Origin of the sequence: Anabaena sp. FACHB-83 (assembly GCF_014697485.1) — a bacterium.
Taxonomy (GTDB): domain Bacteria; phylum Cyanobacteriota; class Cyanobacteriia; order Cyanobacteriales; family Nostocaceae; genus Nostoc_B.
In genome coordinates this window covers 100581-118316 of sequence record NZ_JACJRY010000017.1, presented here as the reverse complement: position 1 = coordinate 118316, position 17736 = coordinate 100581, and the positions used below count along the sequence as shown (strand labels likewise).

The following is a 17736-nucleotide window of genomic DNA, read 5'->3' as shown; positions in this document are numbered from 1 at the left end:
AAATAGAATTAGCTGTGATTCTCAGTAGTAAATAATATTTCTCTGCACACTAAAAAATATAAAAGCTGAATAATTACAGTGAAGATACAGAGAAAATCACTATATTTATTCAGCCTTCATAATTTATCTACGTGTTGATTTTAGTAGAGAGATGTTAAATCAGTGAACAGTTAACAGTTAACAGTTATAAAGGCGTATGGTGATGTGTTTCCCTCAACGATAAACACATCACTCTTGACTGATGACTGATAACTGATAACTGATAACTGTTAAATTTACCCCACTGCTGCTGTTGATTGCGAATTTAGTCCATTTAAAATCTCCAACACTTCTTTTTCAAAAGCAACTTGAGCGCGATTAGTTTTACCACCAACATACAAGCGATCGCCTTTTTGTAATGCCCAAATTTGTGAATGGGAGAAGTAACTCATTACCACACCCGTCATCAAAATGGCAAAACCACCATAAACAATGGGAATACCAGGGTCAGATTTGATTTGTAAGCCAGTACTACCAATCACTTCTAAGATTTTTAATTTCGTACCGTTGACATCGGCTGCCATCCCCGACCGCACTGTTGTAATTAACTGACCTTTGCTGTCATAAATTAACATCATGCCTTGCAAGTCTTTGGCAATCAACGACACACCCTCACTCAAATCGGGTTTAGTAGGTATCCAAGTTCCCCACATCCTACCTTGTTGGGGACTGGTATTTAACGCCGCCATTGGTAATTGAAACACCGGACTGTTATTGAATTGGAACCGGACACCAGAAATTCCCCAATCGGCTTGATAGAAGGTTACGCCACGATAACGCAGAGGTTGGTTAACGAAAATTGTCTTGCGGTCAACTTCTTTACCGTCATCGTCTAAAACAGACATATCGGAATAAAATTGGTCAATACTGCCAGAGGGTGTGTATTCAATCCAAAACCGATTTACCCGCACAGACCAATCTTTTAAGTGTTTGGTATTTGCCCAAGGGCCAGCATTGATGATGTTTTCTACCTGAAAGCGATCGCCACTAGGAATTTTTTCTTGGGCGGTAAATCCAGTCATGGAACCCCAAATGCCGCCTAACAGAATCATCACAATCCCAATGTGTACAATAATTGGGCCGATACGTCCAATTATGCCTTTACGAGCGTAGAGAATATTGTCTTTGTCTTGAAAAATTTTATAACGACGGTTTTGCAATAAGGGAGCGAGGGAATCTAAAGAAGCAGTATCTAATTCTGCACTTAAAGCTAATTTTTGGAATTGTCGGGGTTCTTCGTAATATTTCCAACGTTGGGCAGCTTTTAAGGCTGGTAACTGTCTGGTAAAAGTACAAGCAGTTAAACTGCTACCAAACAAGATGAGTAACGCACTAAACCACCAAGTATGATAAACATGATTTAAACCAACTATTAAGATGACCTTCCAGGTTAGGAAACCAAACAAAGCTGGATGTTCTGGGTAGTTAGTGCGATAGAAGCTGGCTGACTCGTCTTGTTCTATGACCGTGCCGCTAACGCTGAATAAGGCAATGATTAATAATAAGGCGATCGCTAATCGTAAGTCTGTCAGTACAGGTAAAATCTCCTGACGCACAAATCGCCAAGGTGCTGACCACCAACTTGATGTTGTGGATGTGGACGCTGAATTATCTAAAGTCATGGGTTACAAACTGCCAAAGGGAATGCGAGAAATCAAAGAAAAAACACCAAATCCTACCAATAGCGCCCCGCTAACCGGGTTAATCCAACCAGACCAACGACGCAACTCCAGCAGTTTTTTGATTGCAGCAGTAAAAGTACCCGCCAAAATTAAAGGGGCTACATACCCTGCTGTATAAGACAGTAACAAAACAGCGCCTAAAATTAAGTCTTTTGTGCTGGCAACCCAAGTCAGTAAACTTGCTAAAACCGGGGTACTACAAGGAGAAGCCACTAAACCAAAAGTTAAGCCAATTGAATAAGAACGCACTCCCGGCGGTAAATCTTGAGAAATCCAATTTGTCTCGCCCAAAGAAGGAAATTGTAAGGGCAATGCTTCGAGCAAGTTCAGCCCCATAATAATGGCGATGATACTGACAATAATGGGTAAACCAGATCCAATTTGTCCGTAAACTTTGCCGACTAAACCAGCTATGATCCCCATTCCAGCCAGGGTAGTTGCCAATCCTAATGCAAACCAAGTAGACTGGGCTGCTGCTTGTAGACGACTTTTCGCCTCATAGCCGCCGATATAGCCGATGGTAATTGGTAGCATCGACAACATACAGGGAGTTAAGCTGGTGAGTAAGCCAGCCAGAAAAATAATCCCCACACTCAACAAACTTAAGTGTGTGAGTTGGTTAGCAACTACATTGTTGGCAAATTGTTCGAGTTGATAAATTTGAGTTTGTAAAGTCTCCAGCATAGAAATTTTTAATGTGGAAATGCTTGATATGCTTGAATTCTAGCTTACTTCACAGGCTTAGGGAAAAAGAAGCAGAGGTACATTTAGTTGAGGTTAGATGTTAAAAAAGACGTTGCAGTGCAACGTCTTTTTCACTTTACCCTAATCAGTGCTGTACACTGAGCGAAGTCGAAGTGTACAGCACTACTCATTGCATCAAAATTTGCCGAGTTAGAATACTCATCACCTCATCTGGATTGTCGGTTGGAAGCAGTGGACTCCAATCTGCAACATTAGCGTAGCCCAGCAGATGCAAGTGGTGAATGGTACTGGTGACAGCTTTGGGAGAACCGATGAGCAAATGTTTGATTGGTTCTCTGTGGGGAAATGGCTGTGATGCGAATTGCTTGCGGCTGGGGGAATTGGCATTTGCGCCTAAGAACTGCGCTAATTTGGATTGGGCAAATTGTAGTAAATATGCAATCATGGGGTTGAAACTCCAGGTTTGGGTTTTTATAAAAGCGATCGCCGCCTTCTTGCCGGAATTACGCGATCGCTTTTATTTCAGTTTTGGGTTTAGATAAGGGCGATCGCTTGTTTCTGGATGGAATTGGGCGATCTGCTTTATCATGCCTTTATATTAAAGTATAAATTTATACTTGTCAAGCACTAATGCAAAAATTTTTAGAAAAATTGGGAAAATTTTTCTAGAGAATAATAATGTTGAATTAAGCTAACATTAGCAGCATTTATTAATATAATGATCGTGAATCGTGAGCATTTATTTACTGTATAATAGAATCAATATTCTATCGAGTCAGGAGAAAATTTTATGCTGACAAACAAGAATAACAAAACATTATATGAACAAGATTTTTATTTGTGGACACAAAATACAGTAAAACTTTTGCAGGAAGGAAAACTGGAACAATTAGATATTACGAATTTAATTGAAGAAATTGATAGTATGGGGCGGAGTGAAAAGAAAGAACTAAAAAATCGTCTAATAATTTTAATTGAACATTTATTAAAGCTCCAATTTTGGACAGCCGAAAAAGATGACAACTCTAGAGGGTGGCGTAATACTGTTGTTGAGCAAAGACGACAAATAATTTATCTTCTAGAAGATAGTCCCAGTTTAAAATCTGTTTTAGAGGATGTATTTCTAGATTGCTATACAAATGCCAGAAACGATACCATTAGAAAATATCAACTTAACTCAGAATTATTCCCCAAAGAATCGCCTTTTTCGGTAACTCAGATTCTGGACGCAGATTTTATCCCTTAATTTTAGAGCGATCGCTAAACGCCCAGCTTAAAGGTATACCTTGATTCCGTAACGAGCGATCGCCTTGTTATTAAGTATTTAGATATAGACTGATAAAATTAATCTCGAAATAATTCCCATATTTAAATATTTCTGTGAAACGCGACTCTATTTATTACCAAATTTTCAAGCGGTTTCCTGCGTTAATATTTGAACTCGTTGATAACCGTCCTGCACAGGCGCAAAACTATCGATTTGAGTCAGTGGAGGTGAAAGAAACCGCCTTTCGGATTGATGGTGTTTTCTTACCACCAGAAGACGCAACATCTAGAGTTATATTTTTTGCCGAAGTGCAATTTCAGAAAGATGAAGGTCTTTATCATCGGTTTTTTACGGAATCAATGATGTATTTGAACCGCAATCAAGATCAATACGATGATTGGTACTGTGTGGTAATCTTTCCATCACGCTCTTTAGAACCAAACGATAAAAGAACTCATCGCATATTTTTAAACAGCGACCAAGTTCAGTGCATTTATTTGGATGAGTTAGGTACTTCTGATACTCTGCCAATAGGCATCAACTTAATACAGTTGACAACCGCATCCTCCGAAACAATGGCAGAACAAGCCAAGCAACTAATTCAACGGGTAAAATTAGAAGAAACAGGCAAACTACCAAAAACCGAAATCATCGAAATTATTACGACAATTGCTGTTTACAAGTTTTCATCTTTGAGTCGAGAGGAAGTAGAAGCTATGCTAGGACTGACTTTAGAACAAACAAGAGTATATCAGGAAGCAAAAGCGGAAGGTCGAGAAGAAATTTTGAAAGTTGCTGTCCCACTGTTACTGAAAAGTGGGATGAGTGTAGAACAGATTGCTCAACAATTTAATGTTGCTGTGGAATCTGTGGAGAAATATAGGTAAGATTACCTGTGATGAGTTATGGCGATCGCACTTCATCTTACCTAGAATTAGCAAAGATTCGTTGCAATTGACTAAATAGCCGCGAAAAGCGATCGCCCCCAGGTTTAGCGCATCAGTAGTTTTACCAGTAGAATAGACACATAAAATTTTGCCGCTATTTGGCTTATTGATAGTGGATTTATGATAACTGTAAGCTTGAATGCTGTAGCTACTGCGATCGCAAATATTACGTATTTATTTATCTTTACATACTTTGGTTTTTTCTCGTCGTTCTACTTAACTTCCAAACAGCAAAACTCCATCGCAGCTATTTTCGCCAACTGCGACAGAGAAAAAGAAATTGAAACACCAAGGTAAAGCACAGGCGAAAAGTTAATGCTTCAATGCTAAAAATGAAGCAAAATATGAGGAAATAACCTAATGTTTTTGCCTATCCTCTCCCTTGGTGCTTCCTACTGTGCTAGACAAGTTCAATATATAGTTTTTAATTTTTGGGAACAGTATTCTATCGATCAATTTTCCGGTATTGCAATCAACGACAATTTCCCCAACTCAAATCATCGGAGATTGCTGATTAATTTCACTACAAAATCCCAGGCAAAAGATTCTGATTACCGACAAAATTTGTGGGTGGGAATTGGTTTTAAACAAGGGACTTCGGCGCAGTTGATGGTGATAGCCATTGAACAAGTATTTCAAAAATATTTACTCGATGAAAGTGCGATCGCCGGAATTGCTACCATTGATACAAAAGCATCAGATACAGCATTAATAGAAATTTGCCATCAACGCCATTGGCTTTTGCAAACATTTTCCGCAGCAAAGTTATCTACTGTCATAGTCCCCAACCCATCTGCAATCATTACCACAGCCACGGGAACACCCAGTGTTGCAGAAGCGGCGGCGATTTTGGCGGCTGACAATGCCAAACTTGGTGCTAAATTATTGGTTCCAAAAAATATTTTCCGCTTATCAGAACTACCTGGGGTAGTAACTGTAGCGGTGGCGCAAGAAATTTAAGCGTGATTCAGGGAGTTGTAATTACAAGGGAGACAAGGGAGACAAGGGAGAAGGAAGTCTGGCAAATAAGCTGAACTATATTACGAAATTTAAGTCGTCTGGAAACTGTCGCCAATGAATAATGACAGCACCAACTTATACCAATTTAAGAAAAGAATGCGACAGATATAAATCAGGAAAGTCTTACTGGAGCTAGATTTCTTAATTGCGTTAGCGAGGAACGAGCGTCACGTCATTGCGAATTGCGAATTGTCATTATTTATTCAACAGCTCTGAGAAAATAATTAATCACGCTCGACACAATTGATAATACAATTGACCCCAGCAATGCGGGTAAAAAGCCTTTAATCTCAAAACCAGTACTGGGAGTAATAGCACTGGCTAACCACAGAGATAAAGCATTAATGACAAATGTAAATAACCCAAAAGTTAGTAAAGTAATAGGAAAGGCTAACAGGCGTAAAACTGGTCTAATAAAAGCATTGACCAAGCCAATAACCAATGCTGCTACCAAAGCCGCAACAAAGTTATTGACAATAAAACCATCGACAATTCTAGAGGTAATCAGTAACGCCACCGCAGTAGCCAGCCAAGTTAACAAAAAGTGTTTCATATCAAACAGGTACTACTTCCATCACATAAATTGAGTAGAGATGCCATATACCATCCCTACTGAAAACTGACATAACTACGTATTATTAGCCTATCGTTGCCCAGGCGATCGCCGCAAGAGAATGTCCCAGGTAGCGCCACCAGCTACACCATCTTCTTCTAACCCATAACGCCTTTGCAACGCTTTCACTGCGGTTTCGGTGGTGCGTCCAAAATCACCATCGACATTACCACTATTCAAAAAACCAAACCTTTGTAATTGTTTTTGCAACGTGATGACATCTTGACCACTCATCCCTAAACGTAAAATGGGATATCCTTCCGCAGTGTATTGAATTCCCGGAACTTGGCGAAAAGTAATAGTTGGTGCTGCTGGCTTTGTCGGAGTTCTGCGTTGCGTTGTGGGAGTTCTGCGGTTAACTGGTTTTGGTTCTGGTGCGAGTGTTGGTACTTGGGTGGTTCTAGTTCTAGGAGTAGCAGGTCTTGGTTCTGGTTTCGCTACAGCAGCGTTGGTAGTGCTTGGTCGAGTTGCGGACAAAGATGCAGCCGTGTTGGTAGATGCTGGTTCTTTAGGAAACAGTTTTTGCCAAGTAGCCGCATCAACTACCCCATCAGGATTTAAACCAACGGCTTGCTTGAAGCGAGAAACTGCATTTGCCGTATTTTCGTTATAAACTCCATCAACATTGCCTGAGTAAAAGCCTAAAAGCTTGAGTGCGGCTTGCAACTCCGAAACACGTTCCCCTTGAGAGCCAATTTTCAGCGTCGGACGAGAAATTGCAGCATTTGGTACAGCTTGAGCGATTTCCAAAGGTGCAGCCAATGAAACTATAGACGAAGAAGCAACAAATAAAGGCGGAGAAAATAACAGCAGTAACCAATACAACTGATTAGCACTCAAGCAGCGCAAGCCTGACCGTAACTCTAAGTACTTCAAGAAACATGCTGTTAGGCTGCCTTTCATGGAATTTACCCCCAGAATCTTCTGTTGCTAATATTACCAGCCACTGGAGTCCAGAAAAAAGCTAGTACAGCACAATATGGTGGGTTGTGGTGCGATCGCTCCAAATCCAGCGATAATTACAATACCTTAGATGAGTGAGTGCGATCGCTCCCAGTCAAGCGATAATTACAATACCCTCAAAGTAAGCAAATTCCACCCTGAATTTCTTACTAACACTAGTCACACTCAGATAAATCAATGGTTGTGAGAGCCAGTGTTGTGCATCTCTATTGCACAGTCGAAGCTGGGGAAGAAAACTGCGATCACCGCCAGTGTTTCGCAATCAAGGTGCGCGTTCGCGGCGGCTGAAAGTCTTACAGTTTAGGCAATTGAACAAATAATCTAATTTTTTTCTTAATGGGCTTTCTTACTTACGCCCAATCCATAAAGAAATCAAGGATTTTACGAATGTTTAATTGGGAGCAGTGTAGCCACAATTAGACAGTGACTATTTTTAGCTTAAAATGTCTAATCAAAAATCTAAAAAATTAACACCAGAACAGGAAGCTTTAATTTTAAATTATTGGCAGAAGTGGAGAAACATAGCATTTTCGACTGAAGCTATTAATAATAATGTATTAGAGTTTACTGAAAAAATTTATTCACTTGTAAATAAAAGAAGTCCTCAAATTATTTTGTGTAATAGCCCCTATGCAGCAATCAATGAAATGCTATTACTTAATTCTTCTCAGTGCCAATTGAATAATAATTTAGTAGGTAATATAGAAAAAATAGTCAATAAACAACTTAAAGATTTTTGGAAACAAACATTATTGAAAAAAAGCAGTTCAAATCATATAAACTATTTATTAAGAAGTTTAGATGGTGATGATTTAGAGTTTTATACTGACAATCCGTTTAACTTATTAAATATGATTCTGTCTGGGAATCAATCTGAATTGGTTTGGCGACTTTGGAGCAAGAAGATAAATTATGTATGTATTTCACCTTTTAATTGGATATACATTGCTGCCACGTTTGATTTTTTCATTTCAGAGTTGAATTGTTACTATGACCCGGATTTATATCAAGTTGTACAACAAGTATTACTGATGGGTGGAATAATATTTCCTTTTAACGGATTCTGCTTTGTCTGCGCTCGCTCAACCAAACTATCCTTTGATCACGAATACCTTCTCCATGCTGAAGGAGAAGCAGCAGTTCAATTCGCTGACGGATATAGTATTTACGCATATCACGGTGTTAGGTTGCCAGACAAATATGGCAAATTACACCCAGAGGAATGGCAACCAAAATGGTTGTTAGAAGAAAAGAATGCTGAACTGCGGCGCGTGTTAATTCAAGGCATTGGTTATTCTCGAATTATTGAACAGTTACAAGCAGTTGAATTAGATTCCTGGCAAGAATACACACTTCTTAAAATTAATTCCGATATAGATATAGAACCAATTTCTTTGTTGAAAATGACCTGTCCTAGCACCCAAAGGATTCATGTATTGCGCGTACCACCGGATATTAAATCAGCACAAGATGGTATTAGCTGGATAAACTGGGGTATTGCTCCTGAAGAATTTAGTGTGCAAACTTAGGCATCTTTTTAGCAGAGTGGCAATGAGAGCAGAGTTTAATCTAAATGCTTATACTAGCTGACTTTACCCCAATGTCGGTTAACCCATATAACACGACATTAGGCTAGGCGATCGCTGTTAGTGCTTTGCAAGTTCTCTGCACTATTGAAGCTAATATCGAGTTCATAAATTGTGTTCACTTAGTAGCTTCCAAAGTATTCAAATAATTGATCAGGATTGTCTAGCCAAGCAGGAGTGTAAATTTCTGCTAGTTTTATCCCGTATTCTTGCTCATCCTCTACATCCATTCCTTGAAAGCTTACATATTCGTCCTCGCTGAGAATGTACGCCGCAAAATCCCGATTTTCAAAACCGTACAATTTACCTCCCTCCTCAAAGCAAGAGTCAGCCGTAGCATCATCAAACACCCGAAGCCTTGCCCAAGTTAATTTATTTGGCAAATCACACTCATACAGCCACCATTCAATAGCAACAATGTGTTTACTCCAGTAAAACTCTTCTTTGGTCACGATATTTGAAGCTTATTAAACTTAAAATTTAGTAAAAAAGATTTAAATGTGCTTAACAACATAATCAACAAACGCGATCGCACTCCTTGAGCTACGACCAAGCAAGGAAGTTGCGCTGCATTGGCTACTAAAAAGCATCATTTATCTGAGTTTTCGGCAAAGTCAGAAAATTTGATTCTTATTTATTGACTACTAAAGCTTGACTTCCATAGATAAAATTACAGCTTTATCAGGGTAAAGTTGAAAGTTTTTCGTAAGTAATCAAGTACATAATTATTAGGACTTACGCAAACACCCTCTCAAATCCTCTTAACTTCGTGTCCTTTGCGCCCTTTGCGGTTCGTTTTTTCATGACTTTGCGTAAGTCCTGATTATGATATTTTCGTCAAACTTTCATTTCTCATAAGTATTTCAACGTCACAATGGCTTTTGATGAGGGACACCAACCGCGCGGGGAAATTGAGGCGGTGTGCTTGCTATCTTTCGCAAATATAAGCAGTGGCGAATGCTATTAGTTAAGGGAGTTGTGAATTGTTCAATTGCTGCAATTTCACCACCTAACTGTTTCACAGCATTTTGCAAAACTGTGGTTTCTTCTTCTGTCCAAGTACCTCGGTAAATTACGGCTAAACCACCTTTTTTAATTAATGGTAGGCTGTATTCTGCACATTCGGAAGCTGTACCGACGGCACGAATGAGGGCAAGATCATAGGTTTGGCGGTGTTGAGTTTGCTGACCGATTTCTTCAACTCTGCCAACGAGAGTTTTGCAATTGCTGAGTTCTAGTGAAGTTAATACTTTATCGATAAAAGCAATTTTTTTGCGGGTGGAATCTAACAGAGTAATTGTGCTGTTGGGTGCAATTATTCCTACGGGAACGCCGGGAAAACCTGCACCTGTACCAATATCAATAACAGATGCACCTGTTTGGAGAGATGTAATAAATTGGTTGTTGAGTACAATTCCCCGCAAGGAATCCCAGAGATGTTTTTCCCAAAATTCCTGGGGTGCGGTGATGCGAGTTAAGTTTAATTGGCTGTTACCTTCCAGAATTAACTCATAAAGTTGCTGGAATTGTGCCTGTTGCTGTGTAGTTGGTTGCCAATTGAGGGTTTGCTGCCAAATTTCTGCCATTTCTGGCAGCAAGGGAGTGGTGGAATTAGTCATTAGTCATTGGTCATTGGTCATTGGTCAAACGGCAGAAGACTAAAAGATGAAATTTCATACTTCACACTTCATACTTCATACTTATGAAGTCACGCTGCTGGTTGGGGTTCTTTCACTTTACTACTAAGTGTCGCTGGATCAACTGATTGCAGTTCGCCGTGATTGAGTGTCCAACAACAGTCAGCGATCGCTAACATATCTCCAGCATCATGTGTTACTACTAACAATGTCCAGTCTTGTTTGAGTTTCGCCAATAAATTAACTAGTTGCTGGCGCATTGACCAATCTAACCCGGCTGTAGGTTCATCTAATAACAAGAGGTTTGGCTGACGAATTAACTGCACTGCTAAAGCTAAACGCCGTTGCTGTCCTCCACTTAAAGCATAAGGCGCAGCAGACAAAGATAAATGTTCTAATCCCACTTCAGTAAGTGCTTGCTTGACTCGTTCTGTTCCTAACTCTGGATGTCCTAAGCGCAATTCTTCTAAAATTGTCCCGCCGCAAAAGTGCCGTTCAGGAAACTGAAATACAATTCCCGCTAGTTGTTGTAGTTGTTCGGCGATGAGTCCTTGTTCTCGCCAAAACACTCCGCCAGAAGTTGGTTCGGCCAGTCCAGACAAAATTTCGAGTAAGGTGCTTTTCCCAGAACCACTAGGGCCAATAATTAAACCTAATTGCTGAGGGGGTAATTCTAGGTTAACTGACTTGAGAATTGCGGTTGGGCAAGCTGTGGGATGATAAACTAAATTTCTGAGATAGAGCATTTGTTAAAATTACCAAAATTGGCGAATAGCTTACTAACTAACGTTAACTACACCAAGTACAACCGGAGAATTCCGAAACGCTTCAAGCATGATCTCACAGCCAGACTATCTTTTTATTTTGGCAGAAGAACCCTAGATTCAGAACTAGAACAATCATGGGAACTTGCAAAAATGAGCCTAGTCAACCTTTTGGGAATGTAATGACAAATAGGTTACAGGTGAGAGGTGATAGGTTACAGAGTTAGAAGGATGTTGTTTTTATTTGCATTTCATCGATGTATAGCGGTAGTCAGAGATGTTAGGACAATTTCAAAGCTTGAATGCCAGGAATAGTAAGACTTTTCCTTCTGCCTGGTTGGTGAGCGAACTTGTACTGAGCGCAGCCGAAGTAGCCGAACCACTGCCTCCTGCCTTCTGCTATATTAACTAACTTGGTTACTGCTATTAGGACTAAATTGAGATGAAACATTGTTGCATTCTAGGTAACATATAAAACTATTTCAACCGCAATTATTCTGAGGGTGCTGATGACTCAACCATTTCCCAATGCAAAAATAGTTTTTACTAAATTAACCAAAATTGCCCAGGTAAGTTTTACGACTGCGATCGCATTTCATCTTTGGGTAACTCCTGCTTTTGCTGGCGACCCCTTTGGACGCAACGCAGCACATCAAATTGGCGATCATACAGAAGCGGCTTTTAAAGCTATTTTCCAACAAGGTAATTATCCCGAAGCGGAACGTCACCTCAAAGAAGCCTTAGCAAAAGAACCAAATGAACCCTTAGCTTATGCCATGCAAGCATCGTTGGCATACACCAAGGGGGATATGACAGGTTTAGATAAATATAGCCAGCAAATTTTAGATGCTGGGCAGAAATTAGTTGCTAGTGATCCTTTGCGTGGTAATTTATACACCGCCGTTGGGCATTTTTTTGAAGGTGCGGTAATTGTGACGCGGGAAGGTGCGGCGAAAGGTGCGACTCAAGCTTTAGGTAGGTTGCGCCAGGTGTACGAGTATTTAGATAAAGCCGAAGCGATTTCGCCCAAAGACCCCGAATTGAATTTACTCAGAGGCTACATGGATTTGATGCTTTCTGTTAACTTACCCTTTGCCAATCCAGATGAGGCAATTGGGCGGTTAGAGACAAGTGCAGCACCAAGATATTTGGCAGATAGAGGCATTGCGATCGGCTACCGAGATTTGAAACAATATACTCAAGCCTTAGATTATGCCAATCAAGCAATTCAAGGCGCACCAGATAACCCAGAGTTGTATTATCTCAAAGCCCAAATTCTCAGGGAAAAGGGAAAACGGGAAAAAAGTCAAGAGTTGCTGCGAGATGCGATCGCTAATTTTGACACAGCTTTGACTAAAAAATCCCAATTACCCGCTAGTTTAGTCAAACAAATTGAGCGAGAACGCAATAGTGCAGTGAATCAGCTAAATAAATAGGGATTCAAGAATATTGTTACATTACCCCGTCCCTCTATTTCTCAGCTCTCACTTCTCTTTTCAAACAAAAATTAACCAAGGATAAGATAAATGGATGTAATTCCTGCAATTGATTTACTTGAAGGTCGTTGTGTGCGACTGTATCAGGGAGATTATGAAAAATCCCAAGTTTTTAGTGAGAATCCTGTGGATGTGGCTAAACAATGGGTAGATCAAGGTGCAACTCGCTTACATTTAGTTGATTTAGATGGCGCAAAAGCAGGTAAAGTAGTAAATTTGAAAGCGATTGAAGCGATCGCTCAAGCAATATCAGTACCAATTGAAATCGGTGGTGGATTGCGCGATCGCTCTAGTGTGCAGCAAGTGTTTAACTTGGGTGTACAATGGGCAATCTTAGGAACTGTCGCTGTCGAACAACCACAGCTAGTCCAAGAACTCTGCCAAGAATTTCCCCAACAAATTATCATCGGTATTGATGCACGAAATGGGAAAGTCGCTACCCGTGGTTGGTTAGAAACCTCGGAAGTTTTAGCCACCCAACTCGCGGTGCGAATGCAAGAATTAGGTGCAGCAGCCATTATCTACACAGATATTCACCGTGATGGTACTCTCAGCGGCCCCAATATTGAAGCATTACGCGAACTCGCCAATGCGATTTCCATCTCCGTAATTGCTTCTGGTGGTGTGAGTTCGGTAACTGATTTGTTGAGTTTATTAGCCTTAGAACCACTAGGTGTCACAGGTGCAATTGTGGGACGTGCTTTGTATACTGGCGATATTTTACTCAAAGAAGCACTACGAGCGATCGGCCCAGGACGCATTCAAGATGTACCACCAAATCTTGGCTTTTCTTCCTTTGCTTAATAATAGTTCGATTTAAAATCGCGGCTAAACACAATCATACATAGTTTCTACTCCGCCCTAAGTAGAGACGTTGTATCCAGCGTCTCTACAACTGCAACTACTTTATCCGTCGTCTCTAATTTCCGGAATAGCTATTTACACTGTTGTAATTAAAGTAGTAAAGAGTTTACGAACAATCAGTGTAATCTTATGACTCGTCAAAAACCCCGGAATAACGGTAAGCCACGTCAAACAGAACCTGGTGCTATTCGGTTCATTGGCAAAATTGACACAATCAATCAACAGAACTCGAACAAAATTGATAAACCAGAATAGTTTTTTGTAAAACTTAACTAACTATAGCAATCACATTTACTAAAACTTTTAATTTTTTACAATATTGGGTTTCTTCTCTATCTAGAGGCGCAAGTATAACCGCGTCTCTTTTTTATTTTTATATGTAAATTTTTTGACTAATTTCTGGATTCAGTAATATTCTTGTTGTATGTCAATATAGAGTTAATTCCACAGTATTATGTCTAACCAAAAATCAAACCCCAACCCCCAACCCAACAAAAAATCTAATGAAAGCGTAACGCCCCGCAAGAAACCTCTGAACAATGGTAAACCGAATAAAACCGAACCCTGATTATCAATAATTATTGACTACAAATTATGCCTAAATAGTAGAGACGTAATTTAGAATTACGTCTCTAAATTAATTTTTATTTATTCTTCACCTGACTTTTTGCTTGTTCTAACGCAATCTCTTTAATTGCTTGGTAAGAATTGACATTTGCAGTTCCTTCAATTGCCTTAACTGCTAAATCTTGGACTTGTTTCAATGCAGAGTCTAATTGTTTCGATAGATTTTGAATCCGTGTTTCTTGATTAGTAATAGTTTGTTCTAGAGATTGTAATCTCTGCTCATAAAAACGCTTCTGTCCCTCGACTTCTTTCCCATATAAATCAGATTTTACCTTGGCTTGGTAATGAGCGATTCCTTTACCTTCTTCCGTAGCTTTTTTGATGGCTGCTTCTTTCTCTTTCGGGAATCCTTCTACCTTTGCTTTCGCTTCTTCAAACTGCTTTTCGCGTTCTGCAATTTGTTTTTCCTTTTCAGCCCATTGCTTTTCTGTTTCTTGTTGAAATTCTTCTAACTGCTTGTATAAAGTTTTTTGAGTTTGTTCATATTCATCAGATTCTAATTTGCGTTGCAACTCCAAATCATATTTATACTCGGCTGTGTCTCGTTGTCGGGTTTTATTTAAATTATCATTGCGTTCTTTAATTGATTGCTTATATTCGTCCTGTTCTTTTTGCCAAGTAATACGTTGCTCAAGTATTTCTTGTGATAATATTTCATAACGCTGATTATATTCTTCCTGATATGCCTTAGAATTATCTTCATAGGCTGTAATCAAAGTATCTAATGTATCTTCACCAACTTCTAAATTATGTAATTGTTTTAAGGCGGTAATTTCTGTTTCTACAGATTGCCTAATTTCTCCTAATTTAGAAGCTTGGGTGGTTAACTGTTCTGATAACTCATTTGCTGCACTACCAAAGCCCAATTGAATTTTAGCTAAACTTTCAATTGTATAATTCATCTTTTGTTGGATAGTTGCAGGCTGAGTCATAGTGATAGTTGTATTTTGTTCTACTTTTGGCTTTTCTACGTTGGTATTTTGATTTGCTTTTAAGGCTTGATTTAGTTGAGTTTTTAGCCCTGATGTTTCTTTAGATAACTCTTCATAAGCTTGCAGAATTTCCGCCTTGGTATTCTTATCTGTGAGTTTCTTACTAGCCATATTTAACCTCCAATGATTCTAAATTACTCAGATAAGAATTATCTATTTAGCAGCAGAATTACCAAAAGCTCTCATGGCTAAATCTTGCGCTTGCTTCAGGGTGGCTTGTAATTGGGTAGAAATACTTTCGATTTGTTCAGTTTGCTTGGTAATTGTCTGTTCTAAGCTTTGGATTTTGAGTTCATAGCTTTGCTTGGTAGATTCCCATTCTTTCTCAAATAAATCAGCTTCAATTTTGGCTTTTTGACTAGTTTCTTTAATTGCTTCTTCTCGCGCTTTTTTCACGGCTTCTTCCAATTCAGTGGGGAAGGCTGCTACTTTTTGCTGATATTCTTTAAATAAAGCTTGATTACTAGATAAAACTTTCTCCCGTTCAGTCCAGTCTTTTTCTTTCTGTTCAGTCTTTTCTTGGATATCTCTTTCTGAGGTGCGTTTTTTGGCTTCGTAAGCATCGGTGTTGAGCTTACGAGTAGTTTCTAATTTATATTGATATTCTTCTTGTTCTCGTTGACGTTCTTTATTGGTTGTATCATTGTATGCTGTGATAGCTTCTTCATATTCTGACTGCTCTTTTTGCCATTCTTTACGTTTGAGAGCAATTTCTTTTTCAATAGATTCTTGTTTACTGGCGGTATCTTGTTCTAAAGTTTTTAACTTTTCTTGATGTTCTTGAGTAAGAATATCTAATGTATCTGCAACAATTCTAATTCTTTGCAGTTCTTGAAGGTTTTGAGTAGCAATTTCTATCGCTCGGTTGAGTTCATCTAATTTGGAATTTTCTTTTGCCAGTTTTTCTGATAGAGAGGTGACAATACTACCAAATTCAAGTTGTAAATCGGCTAAACCTTTAACAATGCTATCAACTGTATATGTAGAAGCCGCAGTTAAAATTTCTTGGTTTTTGGCTTTTTCAGCTTCTTCTTGTTTAGTCGCAATTTTTGATTCTAATTTTTTTTGTTCAGCTAAAATTTGTTGAAATGCTTGTATTAGTTGCTGTTTACTGTCTTTAACTGCAACTGAAGTCATACTCAAACTCCCTTAATTAGCAATGAATTGAACAGGTAGCAAACCATACCAATAGCTACCCTATGCAGACATCAGAGTAACCTTTAACACAGTGATTTTTGTTCAGTACAAATACTGGAATAAAGAAATACTTAAAATCCAGTACGATGTCAATTAACCGTACTGCTTTAGTTGTTGGTATGGCTTCTAGTTAGTAGAAGGCAGAAGGCTTTAAAATGTCCTTACCTAATACTGCGATCGCTTGTATATAGTAAATTTGTACTAACAAGTATACTCAAACTCTCTTGCCCTTGTCAAGAGAGAGTGATGGCTGACGTGAAAAGCTTGTTTTTCGGCGATGTAGCAGTGTAGAATCACCTAGTCTGCAACTAGTAGCAGATAACAGCAAACTCCATAACATTTGAGTGTGAAGTTTGACAACGAGTTTTTTGCTAATATGCAACAAACTTGCTTTATAATGTTTTGTAGACATGACTGTTATATATGTTACTTTTTGCAAAGTAATTTGCTCAGGTGCGACAGTGAATGCACCGAGAGATTAGATAATTGACTCGTTTCTCAATATTGATACAAGCACAGGGCAGACTTTTGTGATATCAATGTACACCAGTGAATCGACCAAGTATTCTGCCAGAGCAGATATCGGACACACAAGTCAGATTCTAGTGGTAGAAGATGAAGAGTTAATCCAAGAGATGCTCTCTGTAGCATTGGAGGAGGAAGGTTACGGGGTCGTGACAGCGCCAGATGGCAGGGTTGCGATCGAGTATCTCAAAAGTGTTGAACCCAACTCCGGTGAGTTCCCTTTTGATTTGGTGATTCTTGACTTGATGTTGCCGCAAATCAATGGTTTAGATATTTGTCGCTTATTGCGCCATCAAGGCAATCCAGTGCCGATTTTGATGCTGAGTGCCAAGGGAAGTGAAACCGATCGCGTGTTGGGTTTAGAAGTTGGCGCAGATGACTATCTCACCAAACCATTTAGTATGCGGGAATTAGTGGCTCGTTGTCGCGCCTTGTTGCGTCGTCAACGTTTAAGCACTTTACCGCAATTACCCGTTCTGAAATACAAAGACGTGACCTTAAACCCCCAAGAATGTCGGGTACTAGTGCGGGGTCAAGAAGTTAATCTTTCCCCGAAAGAATTCCGGTTGCTGGAATTGTTTATGAGTTATGCGCGGCGAGTTTGGTCGCGGGAACAGTTGTTAGATCAGGTTTGGGGGCCAGATTTCGTTGGCGATAGCAAGACTGTAGATGTTCACATTCGCTGGTTGCGGGAGAAGTTAGAGTTAGATCCTAGCCACCCCGAATATATTGTGACTGTAAGAGGATTTGGCTATCGTTTCGGATAATTGGTGAAGATAGTTGTTAGTTTTTATTAATTACGACGCAACTAG

The 17736-nt window shown here is 39.4% G+C and carries 19 protein-coding genes; 9 read left to right on the top strand and 10 right to left on the bottom strand.

Features of this window, described 5'->3' with window-relative positions; translation table 11 throughout:
- Positions 1 to 275 precede the first annotated feature (275 nt).
- The 3 genes from H6G79_RS20355 to H6G79_RS20345 all read right to left on the bottom strand — a co-directional run bounded on the left by H6G79_RS20355 (position 276) and on the right by H6G79_RS20345 (position 2871).
- Entirely contained in the window at positions 276 to 1661 is a 1386-nt protein-coding gene (locus tag H6G79_RS20355) for a cytochrome c biogenesis protein (RefSeq protein ID WP_190591413.1), read from the bottom strand.
- A gap of 3 nt (positions 1662 to 1664) precedes the next feature.
- Positions 1665 to 2405 (bottom strand): cytochrome c biogenesis protein CcdA, encoded by a 741-nt coding sequence (locus tag H6G79_RS20350; protein WP_190591412.1) that lies wholly within the window; start codon positions 2403 to 2405, stop codon positions 1665 to 1667.
- 187 nt (positions 2406 to 2592) lie between these two features.
- Positions 2593 to 2871 (bottom strand): hypothetical protein, encoded by a 279-nt coding sequence (locus H6G79_RS20345; protein ID WP_190591411.1) that lies wholly within the window; start codon positions 2869 to 2871, stop codon positions 2593 to 2595.
- Between the two features lie 345 nt (positions 2872 to 3216).
- On the opposite strand from H6G79_RS20345, the gene H6G79_RS20340 reads away from it, so the two are divergent.
- The 4 genes from H6G79_RS20340 to H6G79_RS36850 all read left to right on the top strand — a co-directional run bounded on the left by H6G79_RS20340 (position 3217) and on the right by H6G79_RS36850 (position 5600).
- Positions 3217 to 3672, top strand: coding sequence for a DUF29 domain-containing protein (locus H6G79_RS20340; protein ID WP_190591410.1), 456 nt, complete (start codon positions 3217 to 3219; stop codon positions 3670 to 3672).
- Between the two features lie 134 nt (positions 3673 to 3806).
- Positions 3807 to 4580, top strand: a complete 774-nt coding sequence (locus tag H6G79_RS20335; protein ID WP_190591409.1) for an Rpn family recombination-promoting nuclease/putative transposase — start codon at positions 3807 to 3809, stop codon at positions 4578 to 4580.
- Positions 4581 to 4760: 180 nt separating this feature from the next.
- Positions 4761 to 4937, top strand: a complete 177-nt coding sequence (locus H6G79_RS20330) for a hypothetical protein (protein ID WP_190591408.1) — start codon at positions 4761 to 4763, stop codon at positions 4935 to 4937.
- Between the two features lie 63 nt (positions 4938 to 5000).
- Positions 5001 to 5600, top strand: coding sequence for a cobalamin biosynthesis protein (locus H6G79_RS36850; RefSeq protein WP_190591407.1), 600 nt, complete (start codon positions 5001 to 5003; stop codon positions 5598 to 5600).
- 259 nt (positions 5601 to 5859) lie between these two features.
- Here H6G79_RS36850 and H6G79_RS20320 read toward each other — a convergent pair whose 3' ends face one another.
- Positions 5860 to 6213: a phage holin family protein gene (locus H6G79_RS20320; RefSeq protein WP_190591406.1), complete on the bottom strand. Its 354-nt coding sequence runs from the start codon at positions 6211 to 6213 to the stop codon at positions 5860 to 5862.
- A gap of 90 nt (positions 6214 to 6303) precedes the next feature.
- Complete coding sequence (locus H6G79_RS20315; protein ID WP_190591405.1) at positions 6304 to 7176, bottom strand: peptidoglycan-binding protein; 873 nt, start codon at positions 7174 to 7176, stop codon at positions 6304 to 6306.
- A gap of 503 nt (positions 7177 to 7679) precedes the next feature.
- Between H6G79_RS20315 and H6G79_RS20310 the strand changes: the two genes are divergently transcribed.
- A complete protein-coding gene (locus H6G79_RS20310) occupies positions 7680 to 8765 on the top strand; it encodes a DUF6745 domain-containing protein (protein ID WP_190591404.1) in 1086 nt (361 codons plus the stop codon).
- A 179-nt stretch (positions 8766 to 8944) separates the two neighbouring features.
- Here H6G79_RS20310 and H6G79_RS20305 read toward each other — a convergent pair whose 3' ends face one another.
- The 3 genes from H6G79_RS20305 to H6G79_RS20295 all read right to left on the bottom strand — a co-directional run bounded on the left by H6G79_RS20305 (position 8945) and on the right by H6G79_RS20295 (position 11205).
- Positions 8945 to 9274, bottom strand: a complete 330-nt coding sequence (locus tag H6G79_RS20305; protein ID WP_011319159.1) for a hypothetical protein — start codon at positions 9272 to 9274, stop codon at positions 8945 to 8947.
- 417 nt (positions 9275 to 9691) lie between these two features.
- On the bottom strand, positions 9692 to 10441 hold the full coding sequence (gene rsmG, locus H6G79_RS20300) for a 16S rRNA (guanine(527)-N(7))-methyltransferase RsmG (RefSeq protein WP_190591403.1): 750 nt from the start codon (positions 10439 to 10441) through the stop codon (positions 9692 to 9694).
- A gap of 89 nt (positions 10442 to 10530) precedes the next feature.
- Positions 10531 to 11205, bottom strand: coding sequence for an ABC transporter ATP-binding protein (locus tag H6G79_RS20295; RefSeq protein ID WP_190591402.1), 675 nt, complete (start codon positions 11203 to 11205; stop codon positions 10531 to 10533).
- A gap of 527 nt (positions 11206 to 11732) precedes the next feature.
- On the opposite strand from H6G79_RS20295, the gene H6G79_RS20290 reads away from it, so the two are divergent.
- From H6G79_RS20290 to H6G79_RS37385, 3 genes are all read left to right on the top strand, one after another.
- Positions 11733 to 12659: a Sll0314/Alr1548 family TPR repeat-containing protein gene (locus tag H6G79_RS20290; protein WP_190591401.1), complete on the top strand. Its 927-nt coding sequence runs from the start codon at positions 11733 to 11735 to the stop codon at positions 12657 to 12659.
- Between the two features lie 90 nt (positions 12660 to 12749).
- Positions 12750 to 13523: a 1-(5-phosphoribosyl)-5-[(5-phosphoribosylamino)methylideneamino]imidazole-4-carboxamide isomerase gene (gene hisA, locus H6G79_RS20285; protein ID WP_190591400.1), complete on the top strand. Its 774-nt coding sequence runs from the start codon at positions 12750 to 12752 to the stop codon at positions 13521 to 13523.
- A 189-nt stretch (positions 13524 to 13712) separates the two neighbouring features.
- Positions 13713 to 13838 (top strand): hypothetical protein, encoded by a 126-nt coding sequence (locus H6G79_RS37385; protein WP_277877280.1) that lies wholly within the window; start codon positions 13713 to 13715, stop codon positions 13836 to 13838.
- 389 nt (positions 13839 to 14227) lie between these two features.
- On the opposite strand, the gene H6G79_RS20280 is transcribed toward H6G79_RS37385, so the two are convergent.
- The gene (locus H6G79_RS20280; RefSeq protein WP_190591399.1) at positions 14228 to 15313 is read right to left on the bottom strand and encodes a hypothetical protein; all 1086 of its coding nucleotides are present in this window, start codon (positions 15311 to 15313) and stop codon (positions 14228 to 14230) included.
- A gap of 42 nt (positions 15314 to 15355) precedes the next feature.
- Positions 15356 to 16339, bottom strand: a complete 984-nt coding sequence (locus H6G79_RS20275; RefSeq protein WP_190591398.1) for a hypothetical protein — start codon at positions 16337 to 16339, stop codon at positions 15356 to 15358.
- 599 nt (positions 16340 to 16938) lie between these two features.
- On the opposite strand from H6G79_RS20275, the gene H6G79_RS20270 reads away from it, so the two are divergent.
- A complete protein-coding gene (locus H6G79_RS20270; RefSeq protein ID WP_190591397.1) occupies positions 16939 to 17691 on the top strand; it encodes a winged helix-turn-helix domain-containing protein in 753 nt (250 codons plus the stop codon).
- Positions 17692 to 17736 lie beyond the last annotated feature (45 nt).